This is a genomic window from Streptosporangium sp. NPDC006930 (assembly GCF_040635605.1).
GTDB lineage: Bacteria > Actinomycetota > Actinomycetes > Streptosporangiales > Streptosporangiaceae > Streptosporangium.
Map to the genome: position 1 here is coordinate 12,082 of NZ_JBEYID010000022.1, position 20,785 is coordinate 32,866.

Genomic DNA, 20,785 nt, shown 5'->3' on the forward strand with positions numbered 1-20,785 from the left:
GCCATGACCGCGGACCGGCCGCCCACCACACCCGTCCCGGGTGGCCGTGAGGATCTGCCAGAGGCGGCCCCGAGACGATCACCGGACCCGGCAGCACCCCGCCGGCCCGGAAGACCTCGGGGCCCCAGACCACGCCAGGAGGGAGCGCATCGTGTTCACGTACAGTGACGCGTTCCTGGTGGTCGCCGCCGGGTGGCCGTGTTGCTTCTCCTCGTCTTGGCGTGGACAGCCGAGCAGGCTCACAACGTACGGCCGTCCACGTACTCCGGCGCGGGCCCGTGCCCCTACCCAGCACCCATGCTGCCCCGCGCCGCCTACGACGCCGACGGGCGCGGGCACGAGCAAGCCAGCCGAGGCCGGGCCTACCGCGACGTCATCCAGATGTACGCCGCCCTGGTGCGCAAGCACCACCTTGACCACACCAGCCGCGACGAATGGTACGAGGCCGACCCGTACGTGAACCAGGCGGAAGCGGGCTGACTATGCCCCTGCCCGGCTGGCGTGGACACCCCACGTCAGGAACCCGAAACAGGACAAGGAGTAGAGACATGAGCACTCTGACCCCGGAGGAGACGGTCACGGTCGACACGGGAGAGACGTTCGACCCGTTCGCCCTCAACATCGAATTCATCGAGAACACCCCGGCGGCCGACACGGTGCTGATGTGCACCACCGGCGACAACTGCGGAACCTCCTGCCCGAGCGCCTGCACGACCTCGTAGTCCGCGAGGCGCGGGCCCGTACGGACCCGCGCCCCCCTTTTCCCCAGAACGGAGCGTGAGTGATGACGCGGTCGCGGCGGACCCTGTACCGGTGCACGGGCGCCGGGATGCTGCGCGCGGCGGTGAACCTTTCCGCCCCCGCCTTGCCGCAGTGGCCGGGGCCCGCCGCGTCCCCCGAGCAGTGGCGTTCCTGGCTCGGCCCAATCTGGGCCGATGACACGTTCCGGCGCGCGGTCTCCAGTGCCAGCCTGGACCTGGCCCGCCAGGTGGAGGCAGTCCTGGACGGGCGGTTGTTGAACGCTCGCCGGGCGCGTCGCGCCGCGCTCGCGGTCGCCCGGTACGCCATCAGGTATGAGCACCGGTCCACGCCGTTCGGCCTGTTCGCCGGCGTCTGCCTGGTCGACTTCGGCGAGACATCCGCCGTGCTTGTCGGGGATGAACACGAGATCGTTACCCGAGCCGACCCCCGGGCGCTGGACAAGGTGATCAGCGCCCAGGAGGCCGACTGCGCGTCGATGGCGGCCGTCGAGGTGTGCGTCAACAACCTGGCGCACGTGCGCGGCGGCCGCGTCTTCGTGCCGTCCGAGGGCTCGTCGGAGTTCTCCCTCGCACTGACGCCTGCGCTGACGCTCGTTCTCCAGGCGGCCACGTCACCCATCCGGTATGCGGCGCTCACGGGAAAACTCGCCGCAGAGTTCCCGCAGGTGGAGGAACACCGCCAGGCGGCGTTCCTCGCGGAGCTGCTGCGGCTTCGGCTGCTGCTGTCGGCGCTGCGTGCCCCCGCCACGATCGTTGACCCGGCAGCCGTCCTGCCTGCCGTCGCCTTGGACGCCCGCGATCGGGAGGCGTGCGTGGACCTACGGCTGGACGCCAGGGTTCGACTACCAGAGACAGTCGCGGTCGAGATGGAAACCGTGGCAACCGTGCTGGCCAGGCTCGCGGCCAATCCAACCGGCACCCGGGCGTGGCGGCGCTACACCGAGCAGTTCGCCGCCCGATGGGGCGAAGACGCCGAGGTCGGCGTGGAGCAGCTCGTTGACCCGGACAACGGGTTGGGCCTGCCTGACGGGTTCGGCTCGGTGTCCGAGCCGCCACGACCGATGTCGCGGCGCGACCGGCTGCTGTTGGATCTCGCAGGGGCCGCCGCCGTCGAACGCCACCGGACGGTGATCCTGTCCGAGCCGCTCATCGAGGAGTTGGAGGCGGCCGCAGGCGAACCTACCGCCCTGGCCCCGCACTTCGAGGTGTGCGCACAGGTCCAAGCCCGTTCGCTTCCGGCGCTCGACCGAGGCGACTTCCGCGTCCGCGTTCACACCGTCTCCAGGGCGGCAGGCACGATGACGGGACGATTCGGGCACCTGTTCCCGCAGGCCGCCGGGCAAGTGGCCCTTCCCACAGTTGACCCTGTGGCGGAACTGGCTCAGTTGTCGTTCCATCCCTCCCGCGTCGAGGCCGACCTGCTCACGCGCACCCCGCAAGTCTTGCCGAAGCTGGTCAGCGTCGGAGAGCACCGGGGCAGCGGCGCCACGGTGTTCGTCCCCTCTGATCTGGTCGTAGGTCTGCGCGGCAGCCACCTCTACCTCGCGGTGTCCGCCACCGGGGAGCGCCTGGAGCTGCTCGCGCCGACCGCGCTCAACTTCATGTGGAACAACTTCACCCCGCCGCTGGCCCGGTTCCTGGCCGAGATCAGCCGTGCCGCGGCTCCGCAGGTGACCTGGTTCGACTGGGGTGCGGCATGGACGCTGCCGTTCACGCCGGGGCTGCACTGTCGGCGCAGCATCCTCGTTGCCGCCCGCTGGCAGCTTCGGGCCCGCGTCCTGCCCGGCCGTGCGGCATCCCTGGAGGAGTGGGCCGCGCGGCTGCACGCCTGGCGCGGCCGGGCGGGTGTGCCGGAGCGTGTGCTCCTGGCCATGGACGACCAGCGCCTGCTGCTGGACCTCACCAGGGAGATGGACCTGGACGTGCTCCGTACGCACCTGCGCGGCTCCCCCATCGCAGTGCTCTACGAGGCGCCGCCGCCGGACGTGGATGGATGGATCGGCGGGCGGGCCCACAGCATCGTCGTCGCGGTCAAGGCGGGCCGATGAGCCCGCCCACGACGCAGGCCCTGGCCGAGGGCGCGCTGGGGATAGCGTTGCTGCACATCGAGCGCGGCAACCTTGCCGCAGCCCGGCCCCTGCTGGCCGAGGCGGTCGCCGGCGGCGTCAGCACCGGCTCCAACGCTTCTCTGTTCCACGGCGCCCCGGCCCTGGAGTTCGTGCTTGGCCGTGCCGGGCGCGTCGACCAGACCGTTCAGGCGGCCGTCGACCGGGTCGTGGCCGCCCGGCTCGCCGCGGCCCGCTGCCGACGAAAGGCGACCCGGCTCCCGACACTGGCAGAGTTCGATCTCATCCGGGGGCTCACCGGGCTGGGGGTGGTGCTGCTTGCCCGAGCAGGCTCGCCGCCGCCGCTGCTGCAGGAGGTGCTGGCCTACCTGGTGACGCTGGCAGTCCCGGCCGAAGCCGATGCCCAGGTCCTGCCCGGGTGGTGGTCGCCAGACAGCCCCACGCATGAGGAGATCACCGGTGGCCACGCGAACAACGGGGTAGCCCACGGCATCGCCGGCCCGTTGGCGCTGCTATCTCTCGCCGCCCGCCGCGGCCTCCTGGTGGAAGGCCAGATAGGCGCCATCAAGACGTTCACGGCCTGGCTGGAGAAGTTCGGCTCCTTCTACTGGATCACCCTGGACCCGCTCGCCGCTGAGGCGTTGCAGGCGCCGCCCCTGCGCCCCTCCTGGTGCTACGGGGACCTTGGTATCGCCCGCACGCTGCAACTGGCAGCCTGCGCGCTCGGCGACGACGCCCGCAGGCAGAAGGCCGAGGAACTCGCCATCGCCGCCCTCACCGACCCGGCCCGCCTGAGCCGGGTCACCGATGCGTCCCTCTGCCACGGCTGGGCCGGGCTGCTGACCGTCACGATCGCCCTCGCCGCCGACAGCCGTACCTCCGACCGGTTCGCCGAGCCCATCCGGCAGACCCGCCAGAGGTTAGAAGCGGGGATCCCCGCACTGTCCAAACCCGGGTTCATGGAAGGCCGAGCCGGGGCGGTCATGGCGCTGAAGGGCTCCAACGTGACTGGCTGGACCCGCGCCCTGTTGATCAACTGATCCGCCGCCACAACCGAGCAGGAGCGAACCGAGGACATGGACTGGAACGACGAGAACCTACCGCTGCCCGACGAACCAAAGTGGTGGCACGCCACCATCCGCTTTCCCGGCGACGCCGGAGCGACCCCGAAGGCTGCGACCGCACTCGCGGCCGCGCTGTCCGGCTGGCGTTTCCACTTCCTGCGCAAGGAAGGCAATCTCCGGCTGCGCACCGAGAGGCCCGCTGCCGACCTGCTCGATCAGCTCGTCGCCGACGAAGTCGCGGCCGGTTGGGTTGGCGGCATCTACGAACCGGAGATCGAAACCTTCGGCGGCGAGCAGGGTATGGCCATCGCCCACGAGGTGTGGTGCGCCGACAGCCCCGCGGCCTTGGCCGAGACCGGCAGCCCGTACGCCCGCGAGCGGTGCATCCTGCTGCTCTCCACCATGAACCGCGCGGCGGGCCTCGACCCGTTCGAGATCAGCGACGTGTGGGCGACATTCGGCAACCTCCGCCCGGCAATCGACCCACCGCAGGCGGCCTACCAGGCGTCTGCGATCACTGCCATGCGACGCCTCGTGCACGCCGACGCCGCCAAGCGGGACACCACCGAACCCGGCTGGCTTGACCGCGTCGCCGCGTTCGAGGACGCCGGCCGCCGCCTGGCCCGGCTCGCGACCAGTGGGCAACTCCGGCGGGGGCTGCGCGCGGTCCTCGCCCACCATGCGATCTTCGCTTTCAACCGCGCGGCCACACCCGTGGCCGAGCAGGCTGCCGCGGCCTGGCTGGGCTGGAACGTCGCCTTCGGAGACGGCGACCCAGCCACCGTGTCCAGCAGTCAGTCCGCACCCGTAACCCTTGTTTTCAAGAGGATGGAGAGCACCATCACTACGACCGACCTCGCCGAGCTGCGCAACACTATGGTGGACAAGCTCACCGGCTCCGGCCACCTGCGCACTCCCGCGATCATCGACGCCTTCCGGGACGTCGAGCGCCACCGGTTCATCCCCGACGTCGAGGCCGTCGCCGCCTACGTCGATGACGCCGTGTCGGTGAAGAACGACCGAGACGGCGAGATGATCTCCTGCATCTCCGCGCCGTCGATCGTCGCCACCCAACTGGAGCAACTGGGCGCAGAGCCCGGCCACAAGGTCCTGGAGGCCGGGGCGGCCACCGGCTACAACGCCGCCCTCCTCGGGCGGCTCGTCGCCCCCGGGGGCCGCGTGTGGACGGTGGACGTCGACACTGACCTCGTCAACACCGCCGCGAAGCATCTGGCCGCTGCCGGCGCATCGAACGTGACCGCGCTGCTGGCCGATGGCGCGACCGGTCTGCCCGAGCATGCCCCGTTCGATCGGATCCAGTTCACCGTGGGCGCCGGTGACATCCCCCTCCCTGTCCTGAATCAACTGGCCCCGAACGGCCGTCTCGTCATCCCGATGCGGATCCGCGGCAGTATCTCCCGCTCCTTCGCCTTCGAGCGCGACGGAGACGGCGAGACCTGGAAGACCGTCTCCTGCGAGATGGCCACGTTCGTCCCGCTGCGCAAAGGCGTGTGTGATGACGTCCGTACGGTGGTCCCCATGGCCGGGGAGGGCAATGTCCGGCTGGAAACCTACAGCGAGCAGCTCGTGGACCGGGAGGCGATGCGGACCGTCCTGGACGAGTCCTCCCACCAGGTCTACACGGGCGTGAAGTTCCGGCAGGGTTCAGCCTGGGAGTGGGTCTATCTGTGGTTGGCGTGCGTCCTGCCCAACGGCCTGTCTCGGGTACCTGGCCGGCGGCCCGGGTTCACCCCGCATTTCGGGTGGGGTTCGATGGCGGCGCTCGACGGCGACAGCCTGGCCTATCTGACCGTCCGCGAGGGTGAAGACACCGTGGGCCGGTTCTGGGAGATCGGCGCCATCGGTCACGGCCCGCGCGCCGCCTCCCTCGCCGAGCAGGTCGCCGCCGCGATCCAGGAATGGGACCGCGACTACGGCAACGACGCCCCGGCCCCCGGCTTCCGCATGGCCACGGCCGCCAACCGCGACCTGCTGAAGGCCGCTGACTCACGCTTCGTCATCGACAAGACCAACAGCCGACTCGTCATCGACTGGCCGTAGGAAGGGGAACAGCGTGATGAACCCTGCGATCGCCGCCCGTATCCCGCTGGTCTGCCGCCCCAAACCCCCCGGGCTTCCACTGGACAAGCGCATTGCAGAACTCACCGCGCTGACCGCCGAAACACCCGGCGCGGACCACTCCAAGCGGGTGGCCCGCGCCTGCGGTGTCCTCAACTTCTCCGCTCTCATCGCCTCCGACAGCGGCATGCCCGACCTGGCAGCCGAACTGTGCTGGCGGCAGCACAAGGTCTTCACCGAAGCCGAGAGCCTGGACCAGGACATCGCCGTGATGTCGCTGATGCCGCTGGTGAACATCGCCCGACTCCTGATCCGCGAAGGTGAAGGTAGCGCTGCCTTCGCGGTGCTGCAGCAGTTGTACCGGGCCGCCGAGCAGCGCGGCGCCACCGTCATCCGCGATCACGCCGTCGACCTGTCGCCGTTGATCCGGACCGTCGCAGACCACCGCACGATCTGTACGGAGCTGTGGGTCGCCCTGCTGATCGACGGCGCCAGAGCTCTTGCGAGCGTCGGCCGTTGGACCGAGGCGGCCGAATCCATGGCCGCGCACCGCGGCGTCGGCCAGCGGCTTCTCGACGGCCGCCAGCTCACGATCATGTCACTGATGGAACAGGGCCTCCCGCAGCAGGCCGCCGCCATGATCGACTCCAGCGTTCCCACAGAGCCCTGGGAGAACGCCGTCGCCGCCATCCTGCGCGTCTACTGCCGTCCTCCGACCACGCCGACACCACAGAACGAACTGGACCATGCGGGGCGGGAAACTCTCGCGCTGATCACCGACCCCGACCCGATGACCGCAGCGTTCCGGACCCGGCTCGCCCTGACCGTGCTCGACCTGACCGCCGACCGACCCACGGCATATGACTCCGACCTGCGGTCCACTGTCGTCGGCGTGGCCTGCTCGGACGCCTACGCTGCCCGAGAGGTCATGGGGCACCACGGGATGCGCTCCCGCATGACCCCGCAGCAGGAACAGGAAGTCGCCGACGTGCTCACCGCCTCGGGATTCGGCGCCGGACACCTCCCAGCAACCCACCTGGATGCCCTCACTGCCGCAGTCCGTCACGGCGAAGACAACCTGCGCGCCCTGCTTGCCGAGCTACACGAAGCGGCCTGATCCGACCCATGATCGCTACTCCGGCCGTGGTTGCGAACCCCGCACTCCAATCACGGCAACCGCCCGGCGCAGACTCGAACCGGGTTTCGGTCATACAGCCGCCGAACCTCTCCCGCCGTGCTACTCCTGCCCCAGGCACAGCGAAAATCGCCTGCTGAAGATCCCGAACTGGCGGCTGCTGGGGTTCCCCGGCATAGGCGTATGCCACGCTGTTAGACCCGATTCTGTCGAGTTGAGTCCGGGAGTCGCCACCTTGCGCGCTCATTCCGGGCATGAGACGTCCATCCGTGGGGCATCGACCCTGCTCAGGGGATAAGCGAACAGTTCAAGTCCCCCTGCATGCTCCACGCCAAGAAGGTCGACAAGCTCGCCGACGCGACGCAAATCCTGAAACCACTTGCCTGCGGTGACATTGCGGTGTGATCTGGTGACGTGCAGCGATGGGGCAGGTTAAATGATCGTCAGTTGACGGTGTTGCAGCGGATCGGGAAGAGCCAGGAACCGGTCAGCGCAAAGACGCCGGAGCTGGCTATAACGGTGTACGCGCTTCGTGACCGTGGCTTGGTCACCACGCCGCGAAAGGACGGATTCTGGCAGGCCGAGATCACTGAGGCTGGCCGCTTCTATCTGGAGCATGGCCATCACCCGGACCGGCCAACTCCAGGCACAGTGAGCAGTGCCGTCGTTGCCCGTACACCAGGCGCCTCCAGAACACGCGACGCCGGTCAAAGCCCCCTCGGCCTGGCCGAGGAGTTGATCGAACGCCTACAACACAATAGGGGAACCTTCGAGATCCAGAACCCTGACCAGGAGACACGCGCGTCCTACCGGCGGGCGATGCACGCGGCCAAACAACACAGCCTGGTACCCGCAGGTTTCCATCTACGGCACACCGGCCGAAATGGCGGCGATCTGATCATCCGGCTCTTCGACGACGCGCATCCGGACGAGACGGACTGGAACCGCATCCGCCTTAGTGCACGCGACAAGGTCACCGATGCCGACGCGCTGGTCAAGCTGCTTCGGGATCATCCCGAGGTACTGGCCGTCTCCGAGGCACTCATGCCACGGGCCATCGACCTGGTCAAGTCCCTTGCAGAAGAAGCCCGCCGACGCGGCCACAAACTCGCGATGTCCAAGAAACGCAAAGCTCGCGGACTGTACATGCAGGTCGGTACAGGGCAGCACCCGATTGCCGTCAAAGAGGAACAGGACCAGGTGGTCCGCGAGCCAGATCCCGAGGAAAAACGCCGAAGACCTTATGCCTGGCAGCGAGTCCCCGTGCAATACGAATCCGTACCAACGGGACGCCTTCGCCTGGAGTTACCCCAGTCGCCGCATAGCCGACGCGACCAGTGGACGGATAGTTCGCGCTCGCTGGTGGAAAGCAAAGTACGCGAGGTCGTCAAGGAGATCGAGCATCGCGCTGGGGCGGAGGAACAGGCTGCCCTCGCCCGAAGACAGGAATACGAGGAGTGGCTCGCCAAAGAAGAACGAGAAGAAGCCGCGAAGCGGGCGCGCTGGGAGGCCGCGATGGTGCAGGCCCGGAGCCGCGCAGTTGACGACTACCGCAACACGACATTCGCCAATGCCTTGGATGCCTGGGGGGCGGCCAGCGAAATCCGCGAGTTTTGCGCCGCTCTCGACCAAGCCGCGGCCGGCTGCCAGGAGCCAGGGGAAGCCGAACTCCTGCGACCCTGGATCGAGTGGGGACACGCGATCGCCGACCGCCTGGATCCACTCCGCGGTCCATCTCGTCTCGCCCACGCGGGCTTTGACAAGGACCCGGCCCCAGACGACCTGCGCCCTTACCTCGGGGACTGGAGTCCCCATGGCCCCCAAAAGGAGTATTACCGGCCTCAAGCCGAACAGCGAACACAGGTCAGCGATGCCTACCGTGAAAGCTGGTCGTATGGACGCCGAGGTCGGCCTCAATGGTGGCGGCGATAGCGTGACACTTGCGGGCCCTCAACTCCGACACTGCGCGCTGGACCAGCCCACCCAGACGTTCGACCTCGGCTCGTAAGGCCTTGAGCTCATCATAACGGTCGATGGCTTCCTTACCGCACCACTCATAGAGCGTGCCGACGACGGTCTCCAGCCGCTCCAGTTCGCGGTTGGTCTTCTCATGTCCGTACCAGGACTCGCTCCGGCGTTGTGTCTTCAGCGCTTCTTCCTGCTTCGCCATGGCCTTGAGGATGTCTCCACCCAGAACCTGGGCCACTCGCATGGCCACCTGACGAGTCGTCGGCCACGAAGCGACATAGGTTCCGAACCTGTCCTCAAAGGCCAGCGCTTCCTTACGCAGGTCCTGAGGGTCGAGACCAAGCCACGACGCCACCCCATCGAGATCGGCGATCTCCATCACTCCGGCATCCGCGACAGCATGCCGGAGACGAATCTTGTTCTTCGGCCGAACATGACCGAAGAGCAGCTTGGCCACTTCGAATTCCGCGCTACCTCGAACCTCACGTGAGCTTTCAATCGCTGCCGCCCACCGGCGATCGTCATCAAGGAACGCCCCGACGTCAGCCCACGGAGCGACCAGTTGACCACGCGCCACCCACTCCTGCAGCCCGGCCTCCTCGCCATCGAGGAAACGCACATGCAGATCGCCGTGTTTTCGCGGCCCATCGACCCGGACCACCTCCACCTGGTACACCCGCCCCCCGACGGTCTTCGGCTGATCCCTGAACCCCCAGACATCACCGACGTCCATAAGCCTGCTCACCTTTCAAATCCGGCAAATGCTACCCTTTCAAGACATCCACCCTTAGCGCTTTGGTGAATCAGCCCGGTAGCGCACCCTCGGATGAATGTAGCGACAGCTCATGTCAAATTACGGCATGAATGCCCCCGTCAGTTCATCTGAACAGAAATACAGAGCCGCTCGACGAGAAGATGCGAGAGAGAGGCATTCACGGATGGGTGCTATCGCAGGGGCGAGCAGCCTTTGATGATCATTTACTGTGCTGGCATTGATCGTTCCCCCGAGATGGGGGTCAGACTCGACTCCCCTGTCAACATAGCGACACGTGGCCTCGGCGGATCCCGGTGGTGCACGTCCACGCCAACGGGAGCGGACGAGTGAACATCGCCGCCTTGGTCTACTGCAAGAGCGGCGAACGTTCGCGGCTCATCTACCAGCCGCTGAAGGGTTGTATCCCGACCGAATCAGAGCTTCTTCCAGCGCCGGGTAGCTGTAGTACTCACCTTCGCCTTCCAGTGCTCGAACGTTGGTCAGGAACTCGCCGAACACGGGGGCGCGTTGGGGACCGAGGTGTGATGTGCCTTGGAAGAGGAGTACGGCGAGGTTCGGCATGTCTGCCGCGGTCCGGCACTCTGAGTTTTCCCACCAGCCGTTCAAGGCTTCTCGCAAGGTCTCGATGGTCAGGAAAGGAGCGTGTTGGACGAGTATCCGCCCAGCCTGCTCACCCATACGCCAGCTGCCAGCTTCGTCGATGAATTGGACCACCGCCGACACAAAGTACGGGTCGGGATGCATGGTGGCTACCCCGAGGCGATGGGTCCAGGACAGCTCGGTGAACCGCGTTTCCAGTACTGACAATCGTTCGCGCGCGTACGGGCTCCGAACCAGGGCAATGGCAGCAGCCGTCGCCGGGGGAAGCGGCTCCCACTCGACGGGGGTGGACAACTTGGCCACCATCTCCTGAAGCCGTGTGGCCAGCGCCTGGTCCACCATGCTCCAGAAGAAGTCCTGGTCTCCAAACCGCACCGAGGCACGCAGCTGGGCGGCACCTTCGAGCACCTGGAACCTCTCGCTTTGCGCGGAAATGGCCGAGCGGACCAGCTCTCGGTCCCGCTGTGCGAAGGCGATCAGGGCCAAAGCCATCCTGTCGGAATGTTCAGCAGCAGGCAGGCGCCCGTCGGGATCGATTTCAAGCAGGGCATGCTTGGCGGCGAAACTGACGATGGTTTTGCGAGTCGCAGTTCGAACCCGATCGAAAAAGGTGGCCTGCATGTGCGGATACGTAGGCACGAAGAACGGGTCGCAGATGTAGGTGCTGAACTCCTCGACAACCTTGCGGCCCTGCGTTGGAGGATGGGTGAGCAGGGTCGCCAGTGCGACGGCCAGGTGGCCACGGGCGACTTCTGGGCGAGGCTCGTAGACGTCCCCGAGCGTGCGCAGCGAAGGATGCGCGCACAGGTTGCGATCCTCGCGTATACGCTCCAGCTCACGTGACCCGATCGAGTCGATGAGCTCGAACTCCACGGCCTTGTCCAGCAGGCTCGCCTCGATGGCCTGCATGGCCCGTACGCCTTCCTTGCTTAATCCCTTCTTCTGAGCATCGGATAGCGCGGTACGGAACGAGACGGCCTGACTGTCACCGTCATCGGCCAGCCGCACGAGCTTGGTGATGACGTCGGCGGTAATGGCGCTCCACGTCGTGGTGATGCAGGCGCGGATCGCGCCGGCGTTGTAGCAGCGCCAAGCCTCCTCGACCAGCGGTCGAACATCCGGACCCCATACCTGGCCGATCAAGCTCTCCACGTCTGCCACCATGCCATTCTTCACCCAAGCGGACCACACCAAGAACATTTTGGGCATTCCACGCACTTGGACTCTGGCTCGTTGGTACAGCCAGCCCCCGGCTCACCACATCCTTCATCCACTGACGGAACCGTGAGCCGTCATGACTTCTCCGGCAGGTGTCACAGTGACAGCGAACTCGCGCACCGAGTCGCCACGACGTCATTGAGCAGGTTGGTCGCGATAACGGCCAGATTCGGCATCGATCAGTAGTTGCAATGAAGTCTTCATTGAAGTCTGCTGAGGGTATGTCGAGACGTCTGCTGTCCGTTGAGCACACCAAGATCCGGGCGCTGCGCGAGCAGGCTGGACTCACGCCACAAGAGCTTGCTGATCGCGTGGGGGTCACATATCGCCTGGTGGTGTACTGGGAGGAGGGCAGGTATGCGCCCGAAGCCAGAAACATGAGACGTCTCGCTCATGCTCTCGGCTGCGCCACTGCCGACCTCACGGGTACGCGCAGCGGAACCGAGATGTTGGTTGACCTCCGGTATGCCGCTGGTCTCACGGCAGAGGAGGCCGCCACCCGACTTCGCGCCACTGCCGTCGGCGGTGAGCTATTCGTGGACGCCCACAAGATCCGCAGCCTGGAGCGGAATCGTCAGGTGTCTGGGTGGAACTGGAGAAAGCCGGAGTGCACAGGACGGCTTGTACAGCAGTTGGCCGCCTTGTACGAGGTGCCAGTACGTATGGTCATGGATGCCTGGATGCGTACTCGGCCCATGGATGAGCCTCCGAGCCTGCCCGAACATGAGCGGCACGGTCCGCCGACCTCAGCAGTCGTGGGCTGGGACAGTTTGAACGATCGGCAGCGGGTCTATCTCGGTGAGATCCTGCGGGACGACCGGATGACCGAGGCTGAAATGTGGATGCGCCGTCAGAACCAGGCCCGGGTTCCACCGGCCAGGCTGTGGCGGAGGCTACCGTTTTCTCTCGACGCACCCGCCAAGCTGGTCGGTCACACTCGCCTTCAGTTACGCCTGCGGAGCGCCGGCGTTCACGATCAGGGCGCCGGAGCCACTCTCCATGCCCTGGAGCGACTGGGCTTGGTCAAGGTGGCCAAGGACCGAGTGGAGATTCCCGGGGTCGGCGAGGTGGATCGCACTCTGGTGGAGATCACTCGCCGGGGCCGTGCCTGCGCGCGTGCTGGGCTGGGGGAACCTGCAGAGCCGGCGACACCCTCACATCTTCTGTCCGAATGGCTGTGGAGTGTCCTGCTGCGTGTCGCCGACGCCGGCGTGGAAGGTCTCCATGAGAGCGAGTTGGCTGGTAAGTCTTTATTCTATCTGGCTGTCGGTTACCGGCCCAAACGGCAAGCACATCCCAGTAGAGGATTTATCGAACTGCGCCCCCGGATGGCACCAGGTGATACGCACGTCCTTGAATACCGGTGGCACGCTACCGCACTCGGACGACAGCATATTGCGGCTTATCTGCACATATACACAGACATATACCCGAATGTCACACCTCCACCGTAGTGATCATTTAGGGCGGCCCGAAGCTGTTCCGGTTTTTGTCGGCCCCGTGCCCTACGGTGTCTCTGGTGACGACCCATGCCGACGATGACGGCCTGACGTTCTCTCATTTCGAGGCGTTCCGCTTAATCAACTTCACCTTTATCAAAGCCTGCGAGACGATCGCGACCCCGGGCCTGAACCCGAGGCGCCGGGCCGAAAAGCTGATGCAGTATCACGGCGACCTACTCGCCGCGTACGGCCCTGGAGTGCCGTTATCGTTCGGTGAGTTCCGCGAAAGACTGCGCGGTCCGATCGACGGCCTGCTCCCTCCGTGGCTGGACCGCTCCGGCTTCGACGATCTCGATTTCCCTGTTGTCGATGCCGAGGGTTGCGTCACCGCCGACGCCTTCGACCTGCAGTGGGAGATCTCTCAGCTGCACCGGATCTTGAAGCGGCTTCAGAGGACCGGCCGGATGCGATTCACAGAGGAGCAGCTCCAGGACGAGATCGATCAGGATCAGATGTACGAGATACTCAAAGGCCGCGGCGACACCCAGTACGTCAAGGACCGTTCCACACTGGTGGAATGTCCTGCCGGCACGGTCGCTGAGCTGAACGGGCGCGGCCTACCTCTCAACGCGATCGCCTACTACGAGGCGATCCCCTACCACGCCATCTATCGCACCTGGTGGTTTCCCTGCACGGTGTGCAAGTGGCCCATGAAGATCAGCAAGCGGATGAGCGCGGGCCGCGAGTACTATCGCGTCGGTTGTCTCTACGCCCGTCACGCCGAGATCGGTGCCAGTTTCATGTTCCGGCCGACATCCGGAGATGCGCCACAACTGCACTCTGACAGCCCCGACACTCCCGCTCCGCGCGAGGCGGCACTCGCGCTCGGCGCTGTCGGTGCCGTGCCGGAGGCGAAGCCAGTGGAGGGACATCTGGCCCTCAAACGCGGAGTGTGGCGTTACACCTGTGTGCCGGGCCTGCACGAGTTGCGTTTGCACTCCGTCCTGCGTGAGCGGCTGGCCGCCAATCAGGCAGATGTGAACGAGGCCGTCAGGCTTTGGCCGATGAGCGATGCGTACGACCATCGCATCGAGGTCAAAGGCCCCGAGGGGAGCACTCACGTCTTCACCGTGGATGTGAAGGACTACACCCACGGCCGTGTCCTGGCGCAGAGCCTGCATCGCAATGAAGGCGACAAGGGCGGCGCCGAATGGCTCGTCATTCCCGACCACCGGGCCGACCAGATCCCTCTTCTCACTGTGACCTGCGACAAGTACAGAATGAAGGTCGCGACCATGACCGACTTTGCCCAGATGGTCTGCCGGAGCGCCGGGGTGGAGTGGGCATGAGTCAGATGACCGCCAAGGACGCTTTCATCTATGCCGCGCTGACCCTCGCCGCCGAATACTTCCCAGAGCAGGACGACAACGGCAAGCCTGTGGCCTCCTTCCGCCATGCGGCTTTCTTCGCCAGCTGCAAGCCACAGGCGTGGGAGCGATGGAACGAGCTGAGCAATGAGGAACGGCTGCTCGTAGCGGAGGTGATGAACCTCAGCAACCCCGACCTCGTCGACGAAAACCGTTTCGCCACCGCCGCGCGGATTCTCCTGGGAGCCCTGGACTCCGAGCACGAGGATGAGGAGATCCCCCTCAACCTGTTCACCCTGGTCGGGGATCCGCTCACCGCGACAGCGGCCCATCCCCATCTGGGAGCGGACTACCGCGGCTATGCCAACCGCCTTCTCGCTCCCTTCCGTCGACCCAGCAGCCGGCGCAAGCCCCACGACTTCGCAGCGCCGGGCAAGACATACGAGACGAGCGAACGCACCGAAGGCCACGAGGTCGTTCACGGGCGCGTCACCATCCCCCGCTTTCCCGCTTTCACCCAGCCGCTGGGCCACGACTCACTTCCCGCCATCACTACCCGGCCTGGCTTGGATTCGGTCCCAGTGCCCGTTCAGGAGCTCAAGGACATCGCACAACTCCTGGACACCCAGTACAACGGCACGAAAACAGGCCCCTGGTTGTACGAGGTGCTGACGGGGCTGCTCGACCGGCTCAAGGCTCGCGATACAGACAACGTCAACATGCTGGACCTCCTGACTGGCCGAACACAGATCTTCCATGCACCCACGGGAACCGGTAAGTCTGTACTGGTTCGCCTCTTGGGCTCCTGGGCCGCGCTTAACGACTACCGCGTCACTCTCCTCGTCCCCGACGTCAAAGCCACGCTCGCCTCAGCCTGGGATATCAACCGCGACCTCGAGATCCTGCACAGGGAAGCCAAGACCAACCATCTCGCGACGTGCGCCCCACTGATGTCGCCGTCCTCGCGGTACGAGCGGGCCCTCAAGCATGCGTCTTTGGTCAAGGAAAACCCTGAGGCTCCCGGGGAATGGGGCAAGCGAGGGCACCGTGACGTCGATCACCTCGCCTACGGATGCGCACAGCAGCACTGGCTCGAATCCGCCGGCATCTACCGTCCCGGCAAGGAGAACTGCCTCGGCCTCCACAGCGGCGGACAGATATTGGCCTGCCCCTGGATCCCGACCTGCGGCAAGTTCACGCCCGCCTACCAGGCCGCCGATGCCACAGTGATCGTCACGAATCACCATAACTTCATCCAAGGCACCATGAGGGTGGGCATCCAAATCGATGGACGCCCGGTCCGTTCTGTCACCGTCCGCGAGTTCGTGCTCCGCGTCAGTGACTTTGTCATCATCGACGAGATCGACGCCTTCCAGTCCGTCGCCGTAGATCGGTGCGCCACCACAGTCGACCTGCACTCCCGACGCCCGTGGACCGCGGAACCGCAAATTCTCGACACTGCGGCCAAGCATCTTCCCCTGCGATACGAGGACCAGCTCATCGAACCGGTCAGCCACGTCCGGCTCATGGCCGAGTCACTGCTGACCGGACTGTGCACCAAAGTATTCCGGCTCAACCACCGCGACGACTCTAAAGTCGCGAGGCTGCGTCACGAATATGACTACGAAGGATGGCGCCTGGCTCGCGCCAAGGACCGCGAACTCATACGCCTGCTCTTCCCCGAACATCAGGTGAGCGACGGAGAACCGCTTCCGCGCGAGGCTATCGATCGGCTCAACGCTCTCGTCCCGGCCCCCGACTTCGGTGCAGACGACGAGGCGGCTCCCACCCCCATGCTTCTGGACCCCGAATGGGAGCGCGTCGGGCGCATCCTCGAGACAGCCGTGTCACCACGCGGCATCAACCAGCGCGACGAACTCAAACTCAGGCTGCACGAGGCACTCGCACCGATGATCAGTGACGGCCGTGCACGCAGCCGGGCCATCGACCACCTCCTCATCCGCACCTTGATGAGCGAACTGGACTGGTCTCTTGCTCGGCTGCGCGACACCGCCCAGTCTCTGCGCCACTCCGGCCTACTTTCCGCCAACCGCATCATCAATACCATGCAGTCTGGCGGCATCGCCGACGTCCTACCGCATGGAATGATCGGCAGGCCGATCAACGGATATCGGGTCACCGGCATGAAAAACCCGGAAAAGGACGCCAAGCTTTCCACGCAGCATATGGCTGGCGACCCGCACACCTATGTATCAGAGCTCGGTGGACTGGTCTCTCTGATCACTGCCGGCGTGGAGCGGCCTATCTTCGGCCTTTCCGCCACCGCCTACTTCCCGCAGGCGGTCAAGGAACACGTCCACGCGCCCGTCATGTGGTGGATGACCGACGCCCAAGAGGAATCGATCTTGGTCGAGTCCTCAGCTGTCACCTATGGGGATGGCCACAGAAAGGCTGGGGAACGCATCCCGATCGCTGGCCGGTTTCCTTCGGACAAACCCGAAGCCTTGCGAGAAATCGGCGAGCGCCTGTACGAGACGAAATTGTCCAAGAAACTCGCACGCCTGGCCAAGACCGATGAAGATCGTGCACGAGTGATCCTTACAGCCAACAGCTACGAGCAGTGCGGCCACATCGCCACCGGCCTCGCCAAGGCGAAAGGGCTCTCTCACAAGGTGTGCGTCCTCGTCCGGGAGGAAGACCGTCTCAGCAACGTCCGTTATCTCCCCGACCCGTCGCTGGTCCGCCGCATCACGGTCGAAGAGGTCGAGGAATTTCCCCAATTCGGCGACATCTTGATTGCTCCACTGGCTAACATCGCCAGAGGACTTAACATCGTCGTCAATCTTCGTTCAGCAATCCACTCCATCTATTTGTGTGTGAGGCCCCCGCTGATCATCGATGATCCTGCTTGGATGTACGGCAGCGTCAACGCAGCGGGTATCAACTCACTACCCACGTCAGGCGCCGCAGATCCAACTGAGGTTCTACAAACGGCCCGTACTGCAGCACGAGATCACCTGGCCACCATCATGCGTTCCTCTCCGCAGCTGTCGACCATGGACCTCATCCTTCAAGAGCAAATGGTCGCCGGAATGCTGGTGTCCCTCATCCAACTCGCTGGCCGAGCCCGACGCGGCGGCACCAATATGGAACTGCACTTTGTGGACTATGCCTTCCACGATGAGACCTGGAGTTCCGACCTGGCCAGCATCATCGAACGCATGGCCTCACGGTGGCTGCCGGAAGAACGCCGGCAGATGGCCGAACTGTACGGCGAAGCGGTCAATGCCTTCCTAACCTACGCGGGCGTTGACCTCACCCTTTCCGCATAGCCCAGCGCTTTATCCTGAAAGAGTCACAGCATTGAGCGACAGCACTGCTGCCCTTCCGCGGGCCCTCACCTTGCGCTGTACCCCCGAACTCGTTCAGGGTCAGAAGGTGTACGTACGCAACTTCTCGCGGAGCGTGCGTGACGAATGGGAGAAGCTAAGAGGGGACGGGGACGATGAGAAGAGGAACCTGCCTTACTCAACCGCCATCACTTATCTGAAGATCAAAACCGGCGGTTACGTCCACCTCGACCGGGGCCTCGACTTCCTGGTCTCGCTGGAGAAGATCGACGACGACACCCTGCGCCATGTTTTCCGGTGCATCGTCGGCTACAACAAGGGGCTATCCACCGATCAGGCCATCCTCCTAGACGTCCCGCCGGTGGCCGATGCCATCGCGAGCACGCCTGAGGTGGAGTTCGATATGGCACGGTCTCTCAAACCGATGCATGGCAGGCAGCCTAAGTGCCCTGACTGGATGTACGTGGCTGTGCCTTGGGTGGTCTCCAAGAAGCTCGCTGAGCAGAAGTTCACCATCTATGACCTCGTCCCGATCACTAAGCAGGTTCCTGCCAAGGAGACGGACGGCTCTCTCAAATTGGACGCTGACGGCCAGCAAATCTTCAAGAACCGTACGATGGGCTGGAAGGCCAACCCGAACAAACGGGAGGTCACGTACCTCCCCGACAGCAATGGTGGGTTAATCGCGTGGAACCACCCTTTCGGGCGCAAGTACAACATTCGTGACGACGGGACCGTGGTAAACGACGCCACCGCGGCCCAGTACGCGATGTCCAGATTCTCGGTGGTCATGAAGACCGTGCCCAACATCGTCGACCCCGTCATCTTCCTGGACGCGCACGTAACCCGCGTTCACAGCAACATGGTCTTCGCCAAGTCGACGAACATCTACCAGGGCAGCGACGGTCTTCCGATCCTCTACACCGAACTGGTGCGCAGCGGTAGCGTCCGAGAAGTCAACCATCGGGCGCTGGAGTTGCTCGCGCGTGACAAGATGGACGTCAGTCTTTTGCAAGAACTTCAGGCACGCGTCACGCAAGAACGGACTGTGCTCGAGAAGGCCGCCGCCAATGGGGAATTCCCGTCGTTCATCACTCCCGACGCTGGGATTATCCGCCCCCTCATGCCGAAGAACGACAACTTCGCCGTGGGCACGGGACCAGGAACCCTTCACCTGCGGCTTCTAGCCGAGCATGTCACCAAGGTGCTCGGCGAGAAAACCAGCTGGGTGAGCTTTGCGGTGGAACCGATGATCTTTGAGCCGCGCCCCACAGACAAACAGAAGATGTCTCCTCAGGAACGGGCTCAACGGATCGAAGCCGGTGAACTCCTTCACACCATCGGCTTTCCCTCACCCGAGGAGATAGCCGCTTCCGTCAATGCTCAAGGCTTCGATCATCTGCGGATCGTATGCCTCTGGTATCGCCACAGCACCCGCCTGCGCATGATCAATGCGCTGTCCCTGGCCTTCCCTGACAGCCCGTCAATCGGTGATCCGCAGTCAGGCGAGGAGGTTCTCCTCGTTCCCGGCATCAGCGTGGTATTCCGCAAGGCTGAGCGCTTCCTGTCACACGGCGACGACATCAACCGGGTCGAGGAGTTCAGATCCTTCGAAGGCGACTTCGCTGGTGGCGACTCGAACGTGATAGTCGCTGCCTGGTGCGAGACCGAGATCCCGCTTGTGAAGAGAAGAGAAGGAGAAAAGCGGAACGCCTACTTACTCCGCAAGGAGCGGTATGACGGAAAATTCCAAGTCCGCCGCCTTCTGGCCAAAAAGGACTTCGTCTGCCAGTTCACGAAAGGGATGAAGCAGGGGGCGTTCGGAAATCCCAGCACAGAGATCAGCCCGCCGATGCTGGGGAAAGATCACGCCGCTTACATGGCGCTAATGGATCTGTATCGCTCGCTTGGCATCATCGACCAGCGCCTAGCGCGAGCCATCGCCAAGGACAAGAAGGGGAAAGAGGCCGGAAGTATCGTCTACTGCGGTATCCACGTGCGCCGACAGGCAAAGACAGTCGACGACAAACAGACCAAGCGAATTGTCATCGCCACTGCCCTGTTCCCTCCTGAAGAGGAGGGCGGTGTCTGGACAATGCGAGCGTGGACGCCACTAACGGGTTCATGGCTGCCTTACCGACAGGCGATCAACGCTTTCCACGCCAGTGACTACGCACTTCATGTTGATGGAAAGGCCAAGACGGACAAGGAACGCTGGGCAGAGGCAGCGGCCCACGTCGAAGACGCGCTCGCCAGTCTCGTCCGAGACGAATTGGAACCCGACATGAGCTACGTCGTCATGGTCGACGGGCTTGCCTGCCGTCGAATGTGGACGGGCCTGCACAACGAGAACCAGAGCTACAACGAAGACAACATCACCGATCCGCGCACCTGGCTGCCAGGGCATGGCAAGGGCAAAAACGCACCGCGCAAGAAGCCGAGCGCTGTCATCCGGATGAACGTCAAACCCGAAGAGGTGCCTCAGTACGTTCCTGTTGCTCGTGAGAGCGAATCGGACACCGAGCCGGATTCGATCGATTTCACATCGGCCAAGCTGCACCGCGCCGAGGTGGACTTCGGAGACCCCTTCTGGGTCCTCTTCAACATTCCGCGCAACTACCAGGCAAAGGGCGGAGACTTGGGCAGGACCTTCACACGCTGGGACGCAGATCCGGGCCGGGCCGGCGACGTCGGGGAACGGGAGGCTAACCAGCTCAAAACCCCGTGGTATGCCATCACGGCAACCGAGATCTACCCTGTTGGTATCGGCAAGGGCGTCGACAAGGCGATGCTTGCTCGGACGACCGCACGTCTGTGCCACCAGACCATCGCTTGGTCTGACCGTTCCCGCTATCCCGTTCCTTTGCATGCAGCGAAACAGATGGATCTCGACCATCCCCAATACCGACGGTCAGCACCGCCCGAGGAGCAGGAAGACGATGCTGCCGACGAATAGGCTGCGATAGCCCGACTGCCAAACAAGTCACATTCGGAGGACT

General features: G+C 64.6%; 13 protein-coding genes. 11 read left to right on the forward strand and 2 right to left on the reverse strand.

Features of this window, described 5'->3' with window-relative positions:
- Nucleotides 1-297 precede the first annotated feature (297 nt).
- From ABZ664_RS30665 to ABZ664_RS30695, 7 genes are all read left to right on the forward strand, one after another.
- Nucleotides 298-480, forward strand: coding sequence for a hypothetical protein (locus tag ABZ664_RS30665; RefSeq protein ID WP_362517357.1), 183 nt, complete (start codon nucleotides 298-300; stop codon nucleotides 478-480).
- A 68-nt stretch (nucleotides 481-548) separates the two neighbouring features.
- The gene (locus tag ABZ664_RS30670) at nucleotides 549-722 is read left to right on the forward strand and encodes an FxLD family lanthipeptide (RefSeq protein WP_362517360.1); all 174 of its coding nucleotides are present in this window, start codon (nucleotides 549-551) and stop codon (nucleotides 720-722) included.
- 62 nt (nucleotides 723-784) lie between these two features.
- Nucleotides 785-2,809 (forward strand): lantibiotic dehydratase family protein, encoded by a 2,025-nt coding sequence (locus ABZ664_RS30675; protein ID WP_362517363.1) that lies wholly within the window; start codon nucleotides 785-787, stop codon nucleotides 2,807-2,809.
- Nucleotides 2,806-3,867, forward strand: a complete 1,062-nt coding sequence (locus tag ABZ664_RS30680; RefSeq protein WP_362517366.1) for a lanthionine synthetase C family protein — start codon at nucleotides 2,806-2,808, stop codon at nucleotides 3,865-3,867. The genes ABZ664_RS30675 and ABZ664_RS30680 overlap by 4 nt, the downstream gene beginning before the upstream one ends.
- A gap of 36 nt (nucleotides 3,868-3,903) precedes the next feature.
- On the forward strand, nucleotides 3,904-5,952 hold the full coding sequence (gene fxlM, locus ABZ664_RS30685; protein ID WP_362517369.1) for a methyltransferase, FxLD system: 2,049 nt from the start codon (nucleotides 3,904-3,906) through the stop codon (nucleotides 5,950-5,952).
- 16 nt (nucleotides 5,953-5,968) lie between these two features.
- Nucleotides 5,969-7,087 carry a hypothetical protein gene (locus tag ABZ664_RS30690; RefSeq protein WP_362517705.1) on the forward strand — a complete coding sequence of 373 codons (1,119 nt, stop codon included), beginning with the start codon at nucleotides 5,969-5,971 and terminating at the stop codon, nucleotides 7,085-7,087.
- A 465-nt stretch (nucleotides 7,088-7,552) separates the two neighbouring features.
- A complete protein-coding gene (locus tag ABZ664_RS30695) occupies nucleotides 7,553-9,037 on the forward strand; it encodes a hypothetical protein (RefSeq protein WP_362517372.1) in 1,485 nt (494 codons plus the stop codon).
- Here ABZ664_RS30695 and ABZ664_RS30700 read toward each other — a convergent pair.
- Complete coding sequence (locus ABZ664_RS30700) at nucleotides 8,970-9,806, reverse strand: hypothetical protein (RefSeq protein WP_362517375.1); 837 nt, start codon at nucleotides 9,804-9,806, stop codon at nucleotides 8,970-8,972. The two genes, ABZ664_RS30695 and ABZ664_RS30700, sit on opposite strands and share 68 nt — an antisense overlap.
- Before the next feature lie 417 nt (nucleotides 9,807-10,223).
- Nucleotides 10,224-11,600: a hypothetical protein gene (locus ABZ664_RS30705; protein ID WP_362517378.1), complete on the reverse strand. Its 1,377-nt coding sequence runs from the start codon at nucleotides 11,598-11,600 to the stop codon at nucleotides 10,224-10,226.
- Nucleotides 11,601-11,857: 257 nt separating this feature from the next.
- On the opposite strand from ABZ664_RS30705, the gene ABZ664_RS30710 reads away from it, so the two are divergent.
- The 4 genes from ABZ664_RS30710 to ABZ664_RS30725 all read left to right on the forward strand — a co-directional run bounded on the left by ABZ664_RS30710 (nucleotide 11,858) and on the right by ABZ664_RS30725 (nucleotide 20,742).
- Nucleotides 11,858-13,120, forward strand: coding sequence for a helix-turn-helix transcriptional regulator (locus ABZ664_RS30710; RefSeq protein WP_362517381.1), 1,263 nt, complete (start codon nucleotides 11,858-11,860; stop codon nucleotides 13,118-13,120).
- Between the two features lie 65 nt (nucleotides 13,121-13,185).
- On the forward strand, nucleotides 13,186-14,457 hold the full coding sequence (locus tag ABZ664_RS30715; protein ID WP_362517384.1) for a hypothetical protein: 1,272 nt from the start codon (nucleotides 13,186-13,188) through the stop codon (nucleotides 14,455-14,457).
- Entirely contained in the window at nucleotides 14,454-17,768 is a 3,315-nt protein-coding gene (locus tag ABZ664_RS30720; RefSeq protein WP_362517387.1) for a hypothetical protein, read from the forward strand. Before ABZ664_RS30715 ends, ABZ664_RS30720 begins: the two co-directional genes overlap by 4 nt.
- A 31-nt stretch (nucleotides 17,769-17,799) precedes the next feature.
- Nucleotides 17,800-20,742 (forward strand): RNaseH domain-containing protein, encoded by a 2,943-nt coding sequence (locus tag ABZ664_RS30725; RefSeq protein ID WP_362517390.1) that lies wholly within the window; start codon nucleotides 17,800-17,802, stop codon nucleotides 20,740-20,742.
- Nucleotides 20,743-20,785 lie beyond the last annotated feature (43 nt).